Genomic DNA, 16537 nt, shown 5'->3' with positions numbered 1-16537 from the left:
TCAACGAAGAGAACAGGTTGGAATCACATGAAAGGCACCAAGCTCCTCACCGGGGCCGCCGTCGTGATGGCCGGCGCACTCGCACTCACCGGGTGCAGCGGCGGCTCCGACAGCTCCGGCGACGGCAAGGTCAACATGACCCTCTGGCAGAACTCCACCACCGGCCCCGGCCAGGAGTTCTGGAAGAACGCCGTCGCAGCATTCGAGAAGGCGAACCCGAAGGTCACCATCAAGGTCCAGTCGATCCAGAACGAGGACCTCGACGGCAAACTGCAGACCGCGCTCAACAGCGGCGACGCACCGGACATCTTCCTGCAGCGAGGCGGCGGGAAGATGGCGGCGATGGTCAACGCGGGTCAGCTGATGGACATCACCGACAAGGTGTCGTCCGAGACCAAGAAGAACATCTCCGAAGGCTCGTTCAAGGCCGAGACCTACCAGGACAAGGTGTGGGCCATGCCCATCGCCGTGCTCCCGGGCGGTCTCTTCTACAGCCAGGACCTGTTCAAGGCGGCAGGCATCACCGACGCGCCCAAGACCATCGACGACCTCAACGCCGACGTCACCGCACTGAAGGGCACCGGGGTCTCCCCGATCGCCCTCGGCGCCAAGGACGCCTGGCCGGCCGCGCACTGGTTCTACTGGTTCGCGCTGCGCGAGTGCGCAGGGTCGACGATGGAGAAGTCGGCCGACTCGAAGTCGTTCAACGACCCCTGCTGGCTGAAGGCCGCTGAAGACCTCAACGACTTCGCCAAGACCAAGCCGTTCAACGAGGGCTTCCTCACGACGACCGCACAGCAGGGCGCCGGAAGCTCGGCGGGCCTCGTCGCCAACCACAAGGCGGCCATGGAGCTCATGGGCGCGTGGGACCCGGGAGTGATCGCGTCCCTGACCCCCGACCAGAAGCCCCTCCCCGACCTCGGCTTCTACCCGTTCCCGGAGGTTCCGGGCGGTAAGGGCGAGCCCGGCTCGATCATGGGCGGCGTCGACGGCTACTCGTGCTCGGTGAAGGCTCCGAAGGAGTGCGCCGACTTCCTCAACTTCGTCGCGTCGACGGAGCAGCAGGAGGCCTACTACAAGGCCTTCAACGCCCCGCCGGTCAACGCCGAGGCGCAGAAGGTCGTCACCGAGCCGTACCTGAAGGATGTGCTGGCCGCCTACAACGCAGCCCCGTACGTCTCGCAGTGGCTCGACACCGTTCTCGGACAGAACGTCGGCAACGCCCTCAACGTGGCGGTCGTCGACATGCTGGCCGGCAAGAGCGACCCGAAGCAGCTCATCCAGGCGGCCAACGACGCCGCCAAGAAGGGCTGAGGACTCTCCTCGTGACACACATCCGCGAGAACACGTCCCCCGGCCTCGTGCCGAACGCGGGTCTCGCGCAGCACGGCGGGGGCGGCGCAGTCGCGTCGCCCCCGTCGCAGCCGCGCCGCCGCAAGCGCACCGGCTGGGCCATGCGCCTGGAGATCGCGCTGCTGGCCGGTCCCGCAGCCATCATCTTCCTGGCCTTCGTGATCTTCCCGGTCGCGATCGCCGCCTACTACGGCTTCTTCCGCTGGCAGGGATACGGCCCGGCCACCGACTTCATCGGCCTGCAGAACTACATCACGATCCTCCAGGACTCCGCGTTCCAACAGGCCCTGCTGCACAACGGGATCATCGTGATCGGCTCCCTGGTGCTCCAGGGGCCGGCGGCCATCCTGCTGGCGCTCCTGCTCAACCGCAAGATGCGCGGGCAGTCGCTGATCCGCGTCCTGATCTTCGTGCCGTACGTGATCGCCGAGGTCGTCGTCGGCACCGGGTGGAGCCTGATGCTCTCCACGAAGGGCGCCCTCAACGGGCTCCTGGAGAACCTCGGGCTCGGGTTCCTCACCCAGGACTGGCTGTCGAACCCGAGCCTGGCCATCTGGACGCTGCTGGCCATCCTGACCTGGAAGTACGTCGGCTTCGCCGTCATCCTCTTCCTCGCCGGTCTCCAGGGCATCCCGGAGGAGCTGTACGAAGCCGCCGCCCTGGACGGCGCGTCGTACTGGCAGATCCAGCGACGGATCTCCCTGCCGCTCCTCGGCCCGACGCTGCGCATCTGGGCGTTCCTCTCCATCATCGGAGCGCTCCAGCTGTTCGACCTCGTCTACATCATCTGGGGCCAGTACGTCGCCTCGACCGCCGGCACCTCGACCATGGCGACCTACATGGTCGCCAACGGCCGCAACGCCGGCAACTTCGGCTACGGAAACGCCGTCGCCGTCGTCATCTTCCTGATCTCCCTGATCGTCGCCCTGTTCTACCAGCGGTTCGTGCTGCGGCGCGACACCGAGGGCGCGCTCACGGGTGACAGGCGCACCGGAAGGAAGAAGCGATGAGCGCCTTCACCGTCATCCCCGACGCGCCGGACGCGCCGGGCGTCCTGGATGCGCCCGACCGCAAGAAGGCCAAGGGGCTCCCCTGGGGCTCCCCCACCGTCTACTTCGTCGCCCTCGTCGTCATCGCACTGATGCTGGCGCCGATCGCGTACATCGTGATCGGCGGGTTCCGCACGAACTCCCAGATCACGGTCGACCCGGCCGGATTCCCCAACCCGTGGAACGCCGCGAACTACATCGGCGTGCTCACCGGCGGGGTGTTCTGGCAGGAGGTGCTCAACTCGACCATCGTCGCCGTCGTGACGACGGTCGGCGTGATCATCCTCGGACTGATGGCCAGCTACGTGCTCGCCCGCTACCAGTTCCGCGGCCGCGGCGCCCTCTACGCGCTGTTCGCCGCCGGCCTGATGTTCCCGATCACCGTGGCGATCACCCCGCTGTACATCGTGGTCCGCAACCTGGGTCTGATGAATTCGCTCGGAGGCGTGATCCTCCCGCAGATCGCCTTCGCCCTGCCGACGACGATCATCATCCTGGTGCCGTTCCTCCGGGCCATCCCCGACGAGATCCAGGAGGCGGCCTTCATCGACGGCTGCAGCCGTCTGGGTTTCTTCTGGCGGATGGTGCTGCGGCTGTCGCTCCCCGGCGTCATCACCGTCGGCATCCTGGCCTTCATCGCCAGCTGGAACAGCTACCTGCTGCCGCTCTTCCTCCTGAACAACGAGGCGACGTTCACGCTGCCGCTCGGGGTGCAGGCGTTCTCGTCGCAGTACTCCGTCGACACCGCTAAGGTGCTCGCGTTCACGTCCCTGTCCATGATCCCGGCGCTGATCTTCTTCAGCCTGTTCGAGCGCCGCATCGTCGGCGGCCTGACCGGCGCCGTCAAGGGCTGACGCCCGCACGTCAAGAAGTGTGAGATCGACATGACCGAATCCCTCCCGCGCTCCACCGCGCCCTCCGAGCGCGTGAGCGCCCTCCTCGCCTCCATGACGCTGGAGGAGAAGCTCGCACAGCTCGTGGGCTTCTGGGTCGACAAGGGCGACGAGCTGGTGGCGCCGATGGCCGGCGAGATGGGCAACCCGGGCGCGTACGCGGACGCCACCGCGCACGGCCTCGGGCAGCTCACCCGCGTCTACGGCACGCGACCGGTCGAGCCGGTCGAGCGCGCCGCATGGCTGTGGGCGGAGCAGCGCCGGCTGAAGGAGGAGACCCGGCTGGGCATCCCCGCGCTGGTGCACGAGGAATGCCTCACCGGGCTCGCCGCCTGGAAGGCGGCCACATTCCCGACGCCGCTCGCGTGGGGCGCGTCCTTCGACCCGGAGCTGGTGGAGGAGATGGCCGGCCTGATCGGCATGTCGATGCGCGAGCTGGGCATCCACCAGGGGCTCGCTCCTGTGCTGGATGTCATCCGCGACCCGCGCTGGGGACGCGTCGACGAGTGCATCGCGGAAGACCCGTACGTCGTCGGCACGCTCGGCACCGCCTACGTGCGCGGGCTGCAGGGCGCCGGCGTCCACGCGACCCTGAAGCACTTCGTCGGCTACTCCGCGTCGCAGGCGGGCCGCAACCACGCCCCGGTTCACGCCGGACCCCGCGAGGTGCGCGACACCCTGCTGCCTCCGTTCGAGATGGCGCTGCGGGACGGCGGCGTCCGGTCGGTCATGAACTCGTACGCCGAGATCGACGGCGTCCCCGTCGCGGCGAGCGCCGAGTACCTGACGGGCGTGCTGCGCGACGAGTGGGGCTTCGACGGGACGGTGGTCTCCGACTACTTCTCGGTCGCCTTCCTCCACACCATGCACGGCGTCGCCTCCGACCTGGGCGAGGCCGCGGCGATCGCGCTCGCGGCCGGCATCGACGTCGAGCTGCCGACGGGCGACGCGTTCCTCGAGCCGCTGGCCTCCCGCATCCGGTCGGGCGAGGTCGACGAGGCCCTGGTCGACCGCGCCGTCCTCCGTGTGCTCGCGCAGAAGGAGGAGCTCGGCCTGCTGGACGAGACCTTCGACGCGCCTCCCGCATCCATCGACCTCGACACGCCCGCCCACCGGGATGTCGCGCTGCGGGTCGCCGAGGAGTCCCTCGTGCTGCTGACCAACGACGGCACGCTGCCGCTCGCGTCGGCTCCGGCGAGCATCGCGGTGCTCGGCCCGAACTCCGACGCCCCGGAAGCCCTGATGGGCTGCTACTCGTTCGCGAACCACGTGCTCGCGCACCACCCGGAGGTGCCGCTCGGCTTCGAGCTGCCCTCTGTGCTGGAGGCGGTGCGCGAGGAGTTCCCGTCCGCCTCGGTCACCTACGAGCGCGGCTGCGACGTGGAGGGCGACGACCGCTCCGGCATCCCCGTAGCGGTGGCCGCGGCGAGCGCAGCGGACGTCGCCGTGGTCGTCGTCGGCGATCGCGCGGGCCTGTTCGGCCGCGGGACCGTCGGCGAGGGCAACGACGTCGAGAGCCTCGAGCTGCCCGGCATCCAGCGTGAGCTGGTGGAGCGGGTCGTCGCGACCGGCACGCCGGTCGTGCTCGTCGTGCTCTCCGGCCGCCCGTACGCGATCGCGTGGGCGGTCGAGGGCGTCACCGCTCCAGCGGCGGTGCTGCAGGCGTTCTTCCCGGGCGAGGAGGGCGGCCGTGCGCTGGCCGCGGTGCTCTCGGGGCGGATCTCGCCCTCCGGGCACCTTCCCGTCTCGCTCCCCCGCTCGGCCGGCGCGCAGCCGTATTCGTACCTGCACCCCGTGCTCGGCGGTCCGAACGAGATCACGAGCGCGGACAGCACCCCGGTGCTGCCCTTCGGTCACGGCCTCTCGTACACGACGTTCGAGCGCAGCGACCTGGTGGTCGACGGGGAGGTCGCCGCCGGAGGGACGTTCACCGCGAGCGTCCGCATCCGCAACACCGGTGAGCGTGCCGGAACCGATCTGGTGCAGCTGTACGCGCGGGATGTGCAGGCGAGCGTCACCCGTCCGGTCGCCCAGCTGCTCGGCTACCGCCGGGTGGAGCTGCAGCCGGGCGAGGAGGCCGTCGTACGGTTCGCCGTGCCGACGACCCGCCTCGCCTTCTCGAACCGGACGCTGACCCGGATCGTCGAGCCCGGCGCGGTGGACCTGTGGGTCGGACCGTCGTGCGACCTGCGCGAGACCACGGCGGCGCTGACGATCACCGGTCCCGTTCACGAGGTCACCCCGGCGGACGCCCGCCTGGTGACGGCGGACGTCGAGACGGCTACCGTGGGTGCCGTCTTCACCGACGCCCGCTGACCGGAGGCGCGAGTTCACTCCCCGGACTCGCGCTCGTCCCGCCAGTGCTGTATAAGTTTATTGAAACAACAAATCACCGACGACGCTGAAGGAACATCATGAGCCTCACCCCCACCCGCGCCGACAAGTTCTCGTTCGGACTGTGGACCATCGGCTACAACGGCACCGACCCGTTCGGCGGCCCCACCCGCCCCCAGCTCGACGTGGTCGAGGCGGTGCACAAGCTCGACGAGCTGGGCGCCTACGGCCTCACCTTCCACGACGACGACCTGTTCGCGTTCGGCTCGACCGACGCGGAGCGCCAGAAGCAGATCGACCGCCTCAAGCAGGCCCTCGCCGACACCGGCATCATCGTGCCGATGGTGACCACCAACCTGTTCAGCGCTCCGGTCTTCAAGGACGGCGGATTCACCTCCAACGACCGCGCCGTCCGCCGCTTCGCCCTCCGCAAGGTTCTCCGCAACATCGACCTCGCCGCCGAGCTCGGCGCCAAGACGTTCGTGATGTGGGGCGGCCGCGAGGGCGCAGAGTACGACGCAGCGAAGGACATCCGCGCCGCGCTCGAGCGCTACCGCGAGGCCGTCAACCTCCTCGGCGACTACGTCACGGACAAGGGCTACGACATCCGCTTCGCCATCGAGCCGAAGCCGAACGAGCCGCGCGGCGACATCCTGCTGCCGACCGTCGGCCACGCGCTCGCGTTCATCAACTCGCTGGAGCGCCCGGAGCTCGTCGGCCTCAACCCCGAGGTCGGCCACGAGCAGATGGCGGGCCTCAACTTCGCCGCCGGCATCGCCCAGGCGCTGTACCACGGCAAGCTGTACCACATCGACCTCAACGGCCAGCGCGGCATCAAGTACGACCAGGACCTCGTGTTCGGTCACGGCGACCTGCAGAACGCGTTCGCCCTCGTCGACCTGCTCGAGAACGGCGGCCCCGACGGCGGCCCGGCCTACGAGGGCCCCCGCCACTTCGACTACAAGCCGTCCCGCACCGAGGACATCACCGGCGTCTGGGATTCGGCGGCGGCGAACATGCGCACCTACCTCCTGCTCAAGGAGCGCGCGCAGGCCTTCCGCGCCGACCCGGAGGTGCAGGAGCAGCTGGAGGCGTCCCGCGTCATCGAGCTGTCCCGCCCGACCCTCGGCGAGGGCGAGTCGTACGACGACCTGCTCGCCGACCGCAGCGCGTACGAGGACTTCGACCCGAGCGCGTACTTCGGCGCGAAGGGCTTCGGGTTCGTCCGCCTGCAGCAGCTCGCCCTCGAGCACCTGCTCGGCGCGCGCTGATCCGCATCCACCCCCTCCCATCTCGCTCCCACCCTCCGTCGAGTCCGCACTTCTTGCACGTTCTCGCTCTGAAAACGTGCAGAGTTCGCGGACTCGACGGCGGGTGGGATCGCCCGTGAAAGGACACCCGTGACTCTCGTCGCCGGCGTCGACTCCTCGACGCAGAGCTGCAAGGTGGTCGTGCGCGACCTCGAGACCGGTGCGCTGGTGCGGTCCGGCCGCGCCGCGCATCCCGACGGCACCGAGGTCGACCCCGCGGCCTGGTGGAGCGCGCTGCAGGAGGCCATCGCGTCCGCAGGCGGACTCGACGACGTCGACGCGATCTCCGTCGCCGGGCAGCAGCACGGGATGGTGGTGCTGGATGCGCAGGGCCGGGTCATCCGCGACGCCCTGCTCTGGAACGACACCCGCTCGGCGCAGGCCGCCCGCGACCTGATCGACGAGGTCGGGGCCGAGGAGTACGCGAACCGCGTCGGTGTGGTGCCCGTCGCCTCCTTCACCGCGACCAAACTGCGCTGGCTGCGGGATGCCGAACCCGAGAACGCCGCGCGCGTCGCCGCGGTCGCGCTCCCCCACGACTGGCTGACCTGGCGCCTCCGCGGCTACGGACCGGAGGGCGAGAGCGAGCTCGGACCAGACCTCGAGGCGCTGACCACCGACCGCTCCGACGCCAGCGGCACCGCCTACTGGGGCGCGGCCTCTGGCGGGTACGACCTCGACCTGTTCGAGCGGGCGCTCGGTCGGCCGGGCCGCGAGGCGGGCTCGTCGGCCGGTGCGGGGAGCGACGCCGTCGTGCTACCGCGCGTGCTCGGACCGTCGGAGTCGGCCGGACGCACGCCGTCCGGTGTGCTCCTCGGACCGGGCGCGGGCGACAACGCCGGTGCGGCCCTCGGACTCGGCGCCGCGGAAGGCGACGTCGTCGTCTCGATCGGCACCTCCGGAACGGTCTTCGCCGTGACCGACGCGCCCATAGCGGATGCGTCGGGCACCGTCGCGGGCTTCGCGGACGCCTCCGGCCTGTCCCTGCCGCTCATCGCCACCCTCAACGCCGCGCGCGTGCTCGGCTCCATCGCCGATCTCCTGTCGGTCGACCACGACGGACTGTCCGCCCTGGCGCTCTCGGCGGAGCCGGGATCCGGCGGCGTGGTGCTCGTCCCGTACTTCGAGGGCGAGCGCACCCCCAACCTGCCCGACGCGAAGGCCAGCATCCACGGACTCACCCTCGCCTCGACGACCCCGTCGAACCTGGCGCGTGCTGCCATCGAGGGGATGCTGTGCGGGCTGGCCGACGGCCTCGACGCCGTGCGGGCGGCCGGCGTGCGCGAGCGCCGCATCCTGCTGATCGGCGGAGCGGCGCAGAACCCGGCAGTGGCGCAGGTCGCCGCGCAGGTGTTCGACGCTCCGGTCGAGGTGCCGGCGCCCGGCGAGTACGTCGCGGACGGCGGGGCGGTGCAGGCCGCATGGGCGCTGACCGGAACGCGTCCGTCCTGGACCGTCGAGACGTCCGCCGCGCTCCCCGTCGACACGCGCTCCGTCATCCGCACCCAGTACGCCGCCGCCCGCGCCTGACCCTCCACCGTCGAGCCCCTCCCCAAGCCAACAGCTCCTGAGTTTTTCGGGCGCCACGCCGGGCGGCAGGGCGAAAAACTCAGGAGCTGTTTGCGTCGGAGCCGAGCTCAGGGGGCTCAGGAGGTGAGGGCGGATGCGGCGAGAGCAGCTCGGGCGGCGAGAGCGGACGGCGGCTCGGCGATGTCGAGCGTGAGGTGGCGTTCGTCGGCTGCGGGCGGCTCGAGCGTCGCCAGCTGACTCTGCAGCATGCCCGACTTCATGAAGTGATGCTCGCGCGACGCCAGGCGCGCCTCGAGGAGCTCCGGCGAGCCGCTCAGGTGCAGGAACAGCACGTCGTCCCGACGCAGCACCTCGCGGTACCTCCGCGCGAGCGCGGAGCAGGCGACGACGACCGGACGTCCGGCGTCGAGCCGCTCCCGCATCCACTCGGCGATCGCGGCGAGCCAGGGCGCGCGGTCGTCATCGGTGAGCGGAACCCCCGCGCTCATCCGCTCGACGTTCGTCGCGGGATGCAGTCCGTCGCCCTCCAGCAGCTCCCATCCCAGACGCTCGGCGAGGAGCGCCGCGACCGTCGACTTGCCGCATCCGGCGACGCCCATGACGACGACCGCGCGCACCGGCGTCACCCGAGGCCGCCGACGAACAGGCTCAGGATCAGGACACCCGCCAGCCCGACGATCGAGACCAGGCACTCCAGCACGGTCCAGCTCTTCAGGGTCTGCGGGATGCTCAGGCCCAGATACTCCTTCACCAGCCAGAAGCCGGCGTCGTTGACGTGGGACAGGAACACCGATCCCGCGCCGATCGCCAGCACCATCAGCGACACCATCGGGGTCGACAGGTGCTCGGTGAGCGGGAGCAGGATGCCCGCGGCTGTCACGGTCGCGACCGTCGCGGAGCCCGTGGCGATGCGGATCAGCGCCGCGACGGTCCAGGCGAGGAGGAGCACGAGGATCCCGCTCGCACCGGTCGCCCAGTCCGCGATCACCTGACCGATGCCGGTGTCGACGAGGACCTGCTTGAACCCGCCGCCGGCGCCCACGATGAGGAGGATGCCCGCGATCGGGGGCAGCGAGGCGCCGAGGCTGGTCTGCATGGCCTTGCGGTCCATCCCGCCGCCGACACCGAGCAGCAGCAGTCCGGCGAGCACGGCGACCGTCAGGGCGATGACCGGTGTGCCGAGGAAGTCGAGGACGACCTTCCACACCGGGGCCGCGTCGGGGGCGGCGATGTCGGCGACGGCCTTGCCGAGCATGAGGATGACGGGCAGCAGGATGCTGATCAGCGCGGCACCGAACGACGGCCGGCGGCGCGCGGGGCCGTCGCCCTCCTCCGGGACGAACAGGTCGGGGACGCCGACCGGAACCCAGCGCGCGGCCAGACGGCTGAACAGGGGCCCCGCGACGGCGATCGTCGGAATGGCGACGAGCACGCCGAAGGCCAGCGTGAGGCCGAGGTTGGCACCGAGCGCGCTGATCGCGACCAGGGGTCCGGGGTGCGGCGGCACCAGTCCGTGCATGGCGGAGAGGCCCGCGATGGTCGGCAGGGCGATGCGCATCAGCGGGAGGCCGGACCGGCGTGTCACCAGGATGATCACCGGCATCAGGAGCACGAGGCCGACCTCGAAGAACATCGGCAGACCGATGATCGCGCCGACGGCGCCCATCGTCCACGGCAGCAGACGCGCGCTGGTGCGCGAGACCAGGGTGTCGACGATGCGGTCGGCGCCGCCGGAGTCGGCGAGCAGCTTGCCGTACATCGCGCCGAGGCCGATGAGCACGCCGACGCTGCCCATCGTGTTTCCGAAGCCGGTGATGAAGCTGGCGATCGCGGCATCCGCGGCCAGTCCTGCGGCGAGGCCCGCGACGAGGGAGCCGAGCAGGAGCGAGAGGAACGGGTGCAGCTTGAGCCAGGTGATCAGCACGACGATGACCGCGATGCCGGCCAGGGCGGCGAAGATGAGCTGGCCTTCGGGGCCGCTGGGAGTCGGAGCGGGGGCGGGGGCCGCAGTGCGAGCGGCAGCCGCCAGGTGAGCGAGCAGGGTGGGGGTCATGAACGTCCTTGGTCGTGAATCCGGATAGGGCACGAACACTCTAGGAATAAACCTGATTTGTGTCTAATCGAGGCAAATAATGACGGGTTTATAGGCAATGCGTGTCGCTTTGACCCGATCACTTCCGTACGCAGATAATGAAGCGTGACTCAGGCAGCGCAGGCCTCCCAGCACGAGCAGGCGATCGCCTCCCTCGGCGCCCGCATCGTCGCGGGCGAGATCCCCGTCGGAGCGGTGCTCACGCCCGAAGGGCTCGGCATCTCGCGGACTGTGCTGCGCGAGTGCATCCGGGTGCTCGAGTCACTCGGGCTCGTGCAGGCCAGGCGGCGTCGAGGGACGGTCGTGCTGCCGTCGTCGTCCTGGCAGGCGCTCGATCCGCGCATCCTGAGCTGGCGTCTCGCAGGTCCCGACCGGCTGACAGCGCTCGCGGAGCTCGGCGAGCTGCGGATGGCGGTCGAACCGGTCGCCGCGCGGCTGGCGAGCGCCCGGGCGACGCCGGCTCAGTGCGGAGAGCTCACCGCCGCGATCGTGGGCATGTCGGCGACCCAGCGGTCGGCGGACCGCGAGGAGTATCTGGCGCACGATCGCGACTTCCACCGGGTGCTGCTGGAGGCATCCGGCAACCCGGTGTTCTCGGCGCTCAGCGACGCCGTCGCGGAGGCGCTGAACGGGCGGACCGTGCACGCGCTGATGCCCGACACGGCGAACCCGGAGGCGATCCGGCTGCACGAGGAGGTCGCCGCGGCGGTTCGCCGGGGCGACGCCGCAGCCGCCGAGGCCGCGATGCGCGCGATCGTGGAAGAGGCGAGCGCCGCCCTCACCCGCTGACGCCCAGCCAACAGCTCCTGAGTTTTTCGCCCGACACGCCGCACCCGGGACCGAAAAACTCAGGAGGTGGCGGTTGGGGACGGGGCTTTTCGGGAGGGGCGAGATAGGGCGAGGGTCAGGGGCGGAAGCGGCGGGCCAGGGCGGCGCCGGCGGCGCGCGCCCAGCGTGCGGGGTCGGCGATCGCGGCGGCGGACGAGCCTGCGAGGTCGGTCAGGGCGACGGCGTCGGCGAAGCCGGCTGTCGGCGCCTGGATGCTGCCGGCGGCCAGCAGGACGCGCGCACCCGCGTCGCGCGCCAGACCGGCGACGTACGTCGGCACCTTCCCCGACGCCGACTGGTTGTCGAAGCGCCCCTCCCCCGTGATGACCGCGTCCGCCCCCGCGATCATGGACGGCAGCCCCAGCGCCTCACCGACCGCGGCCGCGCCCGGCGCCATCCGCGCGCCCCAGACCAGGAGGCCGAAGCCGGTCCCGCCCGCCGCTCCGGCGCCGGGCTCATCCGGGTCGGTCGCAGCGCCGGCCGCCCGCAGCGTCTCGGCGAGGCGACGCAGTCCCGCCTCCAGCACCGGCACATCCTGCTCGTCGGCGCCCTTCTGCGGCCCGAACACGGCAGCGGCCCCGAGCGGACCGAGCAAAGGACTCGTGACATCGTTGAGGATGCGCGCGCCACCGGCCGGGAGCGCCGCGAGGCCCGAGAGATCGACCCGCGCGAGCGACGCCAGGCCGAGGTTGCCGCGCGGGATCTCGCGGCCGGCCTCATTCACGAACCACGCGCCGAGCGCGGTGAGCGCTCCCGCCCCTCCGTCCGTCGACGCGCTGCCCCCGATCGCCAGGAGCAGCGAGCGTGCCCCGGCGTGCAGGGCATCCGCGATCGCCTGCCCGAAGCCCACCGTGTGCGCGGCGAACGGCGCCAACCGCGGCATCCTGCCCAGCCCACTCGTTTCGGCGAGCTCGACGACCGCTGTGCCGCCCGGAAGCATCAGCCACGAGGCGTCGACCTCCGTGTCGTCGGGGCCCACGACACGCACGGGGTGCCGCACGGCGCCGGGCACCGTCGCCTCGAACGCGTCCAAGGTCCCCTCGCCGCCGTCCGCCATGGGCGCCAGCACGACGCGGTCACCCGGGCGCTCGGAGGCCCAGCCCTCCGCGAGAGCAGCGGCGACCTCGGCGGCGGACGCCGAGCCCTTGAACGAGTCCGGCGCGACGACGATGACGCTCATGCCCCCACCTTCGCATGGATGCGGTGGCCGCGCCCCGACAGAGCGCGGTGACCGGTCAGCGACGCACGAGTCGCGAACCGACGACCCACGCGAGTCCGCACAGCACCGCCGTCACCGCGAATGCACCGACGAACGGAACGCCGCCGCCGAGGCCGCGGAGGGCAGCGAAGACGACCGCCGTCGCGGCCAGTGCGACCGCCGAGCCGGTGGAGTCGGCGATCGTCAAGGCCGAGCTGTTGAAGCCCTGGTCGGCGGGCGTCGAATAGTGCAGAGTGAGGACGCCGAGGCGCGGGTAGACGAAGCCCATGCCTGCCCCGGCGAACGCCCAGCCGACGACCACGACCCACGGATCCAGATGCCACACCGCCGTAGCGATGAGCGACGCGAGCGCGACGGTCAGCCCGGCGGCGCCGAGGCGTGCGGCAAGTCGGTTGCCGATGCCGGGGAAGCGTCCCTGGGCCCACGAGGCCGCCGACCAGCTGAGGCCGGCCGCGGTCAGGGCGAGACCCGCGATCGCGGCGGAGAGCCCGTACTCGGTCACCATGATGAGCGGTACGTAGACCTCGGAGGCGAAGAAGGTCGCGGCGACGATGGCGCGCATCAGGATGACGCTCGGCAGACCGCGGCGTGCGACGAGCGTGCCGCGCGGCACCAGCGGACGGATCGCGACGGCCGCGACCGCGGCGGCGAGCACCGGCACGATCCACTGCACCGGGCCCGACGCCTCGGCGGCGAGGGTGAGGGCGAGCACCGCCGCGGCGAGCAGCAGCGACCACAGGATGCGTCCGACCGGGAAGGGCCCCGGCTCATCGGGAGCACGGCGTACGCCGCGCATCACCGGCACCACCATCAGCATGGCCAGGGCGGTCAGCGCGACCACGCCGAGGAACACCCAGCGCCAGCCGACGGTCTCGCTCAACACGCCCGCGATGAACGGGCCGATCAGCGACGGGATGACCCACGCGGCGGCGAACCCCGCGAAGATCCGCGGATGCAGCCGTGGCGGATACACCCGGGCCACGATGACGTAGAGAACGACCGTGAGCGCTCCGCCGCCCAGACCGTGGATGAGCCGGCCGCTGACGAACACCCCCATCGTCGGAGCCAGCCCGGCGGTGAGGAGACCCGCCGCGAAGAGGACGACGGAGGCGATCAGCGCGGACCGCGGATTGCCGCGGTCGGTCCACGCGCCCGCGGCCACCATCCCGACGACGCCGACGGCGAGAGGACCCGCGAAGGCGAACGCGTAGAGCGAGGCGCCGTCGAGCTCGCGGCTGACGGTCGGCATGATCGTGGTCACGGCGAGGGCTTCGAAAGCCGCGAGCGTGATCAGGAGGCACATCCCGATGCTCGTCCAGCGGAACGGCGAGCTCAGCACACCGCCGGCCTGCGCGACATCGGAGGTTGCGGGGGCCGCGGTCTCCGCATCCAGGTCGCGCGAGCTCATGGGCTCCAGCCTAGGCCGAGCCACCGACTCCCGCTCTGGGCCGGCCCGGCCGACCGGCCACTCCGGTGGTGTCAGCCGACCGAGACAGGAGGAGCGGTGGAGGCGCGGACCACGAGGTCGGGCTGCAGGGTCACCGGCGTCGGCTCCGTTCCCCCTTCGATCTCGGTCACCAGGCTCTCGACACTGCGCCGGCCGAGCTGGGTGAAGTCCTGCAGCACGGTCGTGAGCGGCGGCCAGTAATGGGCGGCCTCGGCGATGTCGTCGAAGCCGACGACGCTCACGTCTTCGGGGATCCGCCGACCGAGCTCGTGCGCCGCGTGATAGACGCCGAGCGCCATCTGGTCGTTGGAGGTGAACACGGCCGTCACCTCCGGGTCGCCGAGCACCTCGCGGCCGAGGCGGTAGCCGGATTCCGCGGTCCAGTCGCCTTCCGGCGACGGCATCGGAGTGAGGCCGGCGGCAGCGAGCTCCGACCGGTAGCCGTGGACGCGGGCCTGCGCCTCGAACCATTCGAGCGGCCCCGAGAGGTGCACGATCCGCCGGTGGCCGAGGTCGATCAGATGGCGGGTCGCGGCCCGGGCGCCGGCCACCTGGTCGACGGTGAGCTCGCGCTGGACCGACGCCGGACCGCCCAGCAGGGTGACGTACGGGACGTCGAGGCGCGCCGTCTCGAGCTGCTGGAGGACGACCTCCTGCGGCGCGATGACGATGAGCCCTTCGACCGACTGCGCGAGCAGGTGGTCGAGGCCGGCGGCGATGGACTCCGGCTTGAGGTCGGCGAGCTGGGCGACGGCGATGAAGTAGCCGGCTGCGCGTCCGGCATCCTGAATCGCATTGATGCTCGACACGGGTCCGTAGAGGGCCGCGGCGGACGTCGAGAGGATCCCGATCGTGCGCGATCGGGCGGTGACCAGCGCTCGGGCGGCGCGGTTGGGCCGGTAGTGGAGCTGGTCCATGGCGGCCAGCACTCTCTGCCGCGTCGACTCGCGGATACTGGGATGCCCGTTGATCACGCGCGAGACCGTCTGATGCGACACACCGGCGAGGGCGGCGACATCGCGCATACTCGAGGCCCGCTGATGCTCCGTCACCGCACCCCCTCCCGGCGCCGCCACGCACACGGCGGCGCCGCGGCTGCCCCTATTATGCGGGATCGGCTCCAGCGGACCGCCCGGAACGCCGGCGGCGCGAGCGCGAGAGGGCGCCGACCGCCAGCGCGACGACGGCCGCGACCGCGGGGAAGACCAGATGCCATCCGGCGAGCACGAGCAGCCCGGCCGCGAGCACGCACGAGATCAGCGCCATCCACCAGCCGAGCGAGCGCGCTGGGAGCAGCCGCAACGCCGACGCCACTCCCAGCCCGTAGACCGCGGCCGCGATGCTCGTGTGGATGAGGATGAACGGCTGGAGGTCGCCGCTCGCCAGCACGACGACCGAGTACAGGGCCATGACGACCGCCGACAGCAGGAGACCGCGCCGCGCGACCGCGCCGTTCTCGACGCCACGCCCGAACCAGGCGGGGAGGTCGCCGTCGCGTCCCATGGCCGCGCCCAGCTTGCTGAAGGCCGCGAGGTAGGCGTTGAAGACACCGGTCACGACGATGGCGGCGATCACGGCGACGACCACGCCCCCTCCGTCGCCGGTGGCGACCCGGACGAGGTCGAGCAGCGGGACATCGCTCGTCGCCGCCTTCCCGCCGAGCACCACGACCGTGACGGCCTGGATGGCGAGATACGCGACCGAGACGATGACCAGCGCGAGGGCGGTCGCCCGCGGGATGTCGCGCCGGGGGTTCCGGAACTCGCCGCCGATTCCCGCGACGGCCTCCCACCCGGCGAAGGCCCAGATGTAGAGACTCATCGCCAGGCCGACGCCCGCCCAGCCGTGCGGGAGCAGGGGCTCGAGGTTCTCCGCTCGGGCGTGCGGCGCGGCCGCCGCCAGCACGAAGATCAGCACGGCGACGAGCGCGCCGGACAGGACGAGCTGCACCGAGGCCGCGAACCGCACGCCGAAGGCCGTCACGATGACCGGGATCACCATCAGTCCGATGGCGATCAGCGTTGTGGTGAGCGCGTCGCCGCCGATCACCGCGACCACGTACCGGGCCGTCATCAACGCCGCGATCGGCGCGCCGATGGGCGTGCCGAAGAAGAACCAGTACCCGATCACGCGGGCGGCGTCCGGGCCGAACGCCCGGCGCGCGAAGGTGGCGACGCCTCCGGCGTCGGGGTGCCGTCGCGCGAGCGCGGCGAAGGTGCTCGCCAGCGGCACCGAGATCAGGGCGAGCGCCGCGACCGCCAGGATCGCTCCAGGGCCGGCCGCTGCCGCGGCGAGCGCCGGAAGCACCAGGATGCCGGTGCCGAGCACCGCCGCGATGTACAGCGCGGTGCCGCCGGCCACTCCCAGCCGCCCGTGCGGCGGCGCGGGCACCCGCGGATCGGGCAGTTCGGGCTCCGGACCGCCGGCGTGCGTCGTGCTGCCGTTCGTCGCCGAGGGCCCGCGTTCCGTCATGTGCTCATGA

The 16537-nt window shown here is 71.4% G+C and carries 13 protein-coding genes; 7 read left to right on the top strand and 6 right to left on the bottom strand.

The window, feature by feature from the left end; all coding sequences use genetic code 11:
- The first annotated feature begins 27 nt into the window (after positions 1 to 27).
- The 6 genes from J2Y42_RS08290 (at position 28) to xylB (ending at position 8469) form a co-directional block, all read left to right on the top strand.
- The gene (locus J2Y42_RS08290) at positions 28 to 1314 is read left to right on the top strand and encodes an extracellular solute-binding protein (protein ID WP_309856792.1); all 1287 of its coding nucleotides are present in this window, start codon (positions 28 to 30) and stop codon (positions 1312 to 1314) included.
- Between the two features lie 11 nt (positions 1315 to 1325).
- Positions 1326 to 2363 carry a sugar ABC transporter permease gene (locus J2Y42_RS08285; protein WP_309856790.1) on the top strand — a complete coding sequence of 346 codons (1038 nt, stop codon included), beginning with the start codon at positions 1326 to 1328 and terminating at the stop codon, positions 2361 to 2363.
- Positions 2360 to 3256: a carbohydrate ABC transporter permease gene (locus tag J2Y42_RS08280; RefSeq protein ID WP_018189879.1), complete on the top strand. Its 897-nt coding sequence runs from the start codon at positions 2360 to 2362 to the stop codon at positions 3254 to 3256. Before J2Y42_RS08285 ends, J2Y42_RS08280 begins: the two co-directional genes overlap by 4 nt.
- 30 nt (positions 3257 to 3286) lie before the next feature.
- Complete coding sequence (locus J2Y42_RS08275) at positions 3287 to 5611, top strand: glycoside hydrolase family 3 N-terminal domain-containing protein (protein WP_309856787.1); 2325 nt, start codon at positions 3287 to 3289, stop codon at positions 5609 to 5611.
- A 98-nt stretch (positions 5612 to 5709) separates the two neighbouring features.
- Positions 5710 to 6900, top strand: a complete 1191-nt coding sequence (gene xylA, locus J2Y42_RS08270) for a xylose isomerase (RefSeq protein ID WP_018189877.1) — start codon at positions 5710 to 5712, stop codon at positions 6898 to 6900.
- A 129-nt stretch (positions 6901 to 7029) separates the two neighbouring features.
- Positions 7030 to 8469: a xylulokinase gene (gene xylB / locus J2Y42_RS08265; RefSeq protein WP_309856782.1), complete on the top strand. Its 1440-nt coding sequence runs from the start codon at positions 7030 to 7032 to the stop codon at positions 8467 to 8469.
- Positions 8470 to 8585: 116 nt separating this feature from the next.
- Here xylB and J2Y42_RS08260 read toward each other — a convergent pair whose 3' ends face one another.
- Together J2Y42_RS08260 and J2Y42_RS08255 are read right to left on the bottom strand one after the other, a co-directional pair.
- Entirely contained in the window at positions 8586 to 9095 is a 510-nt protein-coding gene (locus J2Y42_RS08260; RefSeq protein ID WP_309856779.1) for a gluconokinase, read from the bottom strand.
- Entirely contained in the window at positions 9092 to 10522 is a 1431-nt protein-coding gene (locus tag J2Y42_RS08255; protein ID WP_309856776.1) for a gluconate:H+ symporter, read from the bottom strand. Before J2Y42_RS08255 ends, J2Y42_RS08260 begins: the two co-directional genes overlap by 4 nt.
- A gap of 144 nt (positions 10523 to 10666) precedes the next feature.
- On the opposite strand from J2Y42_RS08255, the gene J2Y42_RS08250 reads away from it, so the two are divergent.
- Positions 10667 to 11350 (top strand): FCD domain-containing protein, encoded by a 684-nt coding sequence (locus tag J2Y42_RS08250; protein WP_309856774.1) that lies wholly within the window; start codon positions 10667 to 10669, stop codon positions 11348 to 11350.
- A 115-nt stretch (positions 11351 to 11465) separates the two neighbouring features.
- Here J2Y42_RS08250 and J2Y42_RS08245 read toward each other — a convergent pair whose 3' ends face one another.
- The 4 genes from J2Y42_RS08245 to J2Y42_RS08230 all read right to left on the bottom strand — a co-directional run bounded on the left by J2Y42_RS08245 (position 11466) and on the right by J2Y42_RS08230 (position 16527).
- The gene (locus J2Y42_RS08245; RefSeq protein WP_309856771.1) at positions 11466 to 12569 is read right to left on the bottom strand and encodes a glycerate kinase; all 1104 of its coding nucleotides are present in this window, start codon (positions 12567 to 12569) and stop codon (positions 11466 to 11468) included.
- A gap of 55 nt (positions 12570 to 12624) precedes the next feature.
- Complete coding sequence (locus J2Y42_RS08240; protein WP_309856768.1) at positions 12625 to 14016, bottom strand: MFS transporter; 1392 nt, start codon at positions 14014 to 14016, stop codon at positions 12625 to 12627.
- Between the two features lie 71 nt (positions 14017 to 14087).
- Positions 14088 to 15107, bottom strand: a complete 1020-nt coding sequence (locus J2Y42_RS08235) for a LacI family DNA-binding transcriptional regulator (protein WP_309856765.1) — start codon at positions 15105 to 15107, stop codon at positions 14088 to 14090.
- A 52-nt stretch (positions 15108 to 15159) separates the two neighbouring features.
- Positions 15160 to 16527 carry an amino acid permease gene (locus tag J2Y42_RS08230; protein ID WP_309856763.1) on the bottom strand — a complete coding sequence of 456 codons (1368 nt, stop codon included), beginning with the start codon at positions 16525 to 16527 and terminating at the stop codon, positions 15160 to 15162.
- Between the last annotated feature and the right edge of the window lie 10 nt (positions 16528 to 16537).

The sequence above is a fragment of the Leifsonia sp. 1010 genome (assembly GCF_031455295.1).
Classification (GTDB): Bacteria; Actinomycetota; Actinomycetes; order Actinomycetales; family Microbacteriaceae; genus Leifsonia.
This window is presented reverse-complemented; position numbering and strand designations above follow the sequence as displayed.

What these genes read in the sequence shown, in the direction of transcription:
- J2Y42_RS08230 (WP_309856763.1), bottom strand. Translation starts at nt 16,527, where the DNA reads ATGACGGAACGCGGGCCCTCGGCGACGAACGGCAGCACGACGCACGCC.
- J2Y42_RS08245 (WP_309856771.1), bottom strand. Translation starts at nt 12,569, where the DNA reads ATGAGCGTCATCGTCGTCGCGCCGGACTCGTTCAAGGGCTCGGCGTCC.
- xylA (WP_018189877.1), top strand. Translation starts at nt 5,710, where the DNA reads ATGAGCCTCACCCCCACCCGCGCCGACAAGTTCTCGTTCGGACTGTGG.
- J2Y42_RS08290 (WP_309856792.1), top strand. Translation starts at nt 28, where the DNA reads ATGAAAGGCACCAAGCTCCTCACCGGGGCCGCCGTCGTGATGGCCGGC.
- J2Y42_RS08275 (WP_309856787.1), top strand. Translation starts at nt 3,287, where the DNA reads ATGACCGAATCCCTCCCGCGCTCCACCGCGCCCTCCGAGCGCGTGAGC.
- J2Y42_RS08240 (WP_309856768.1), bottom strand. Translation starts at nt 14,016, where the DNA reads ATGAGCTCGCGCGACCTGGATGCGGAGACCGCGGCCCCCGCAACCTCC.
- J2Y42_RS08280 (WP_018189879.1), top strand. Translation starts at nt 2,360, where the DNA reads ATGAGCGCCTTCACCGTCATCCCCGACGCGCCGGACGCGCCGGGCGTC.
- J2Y42_RS08255 (WP_309856776.1), bottom strand. Translation starts at nt 10,522, where the DNA reads ATGACCCCCACCCTGCTCGCTCACCTGGCGGCTGCCGCTCGCACTGCG.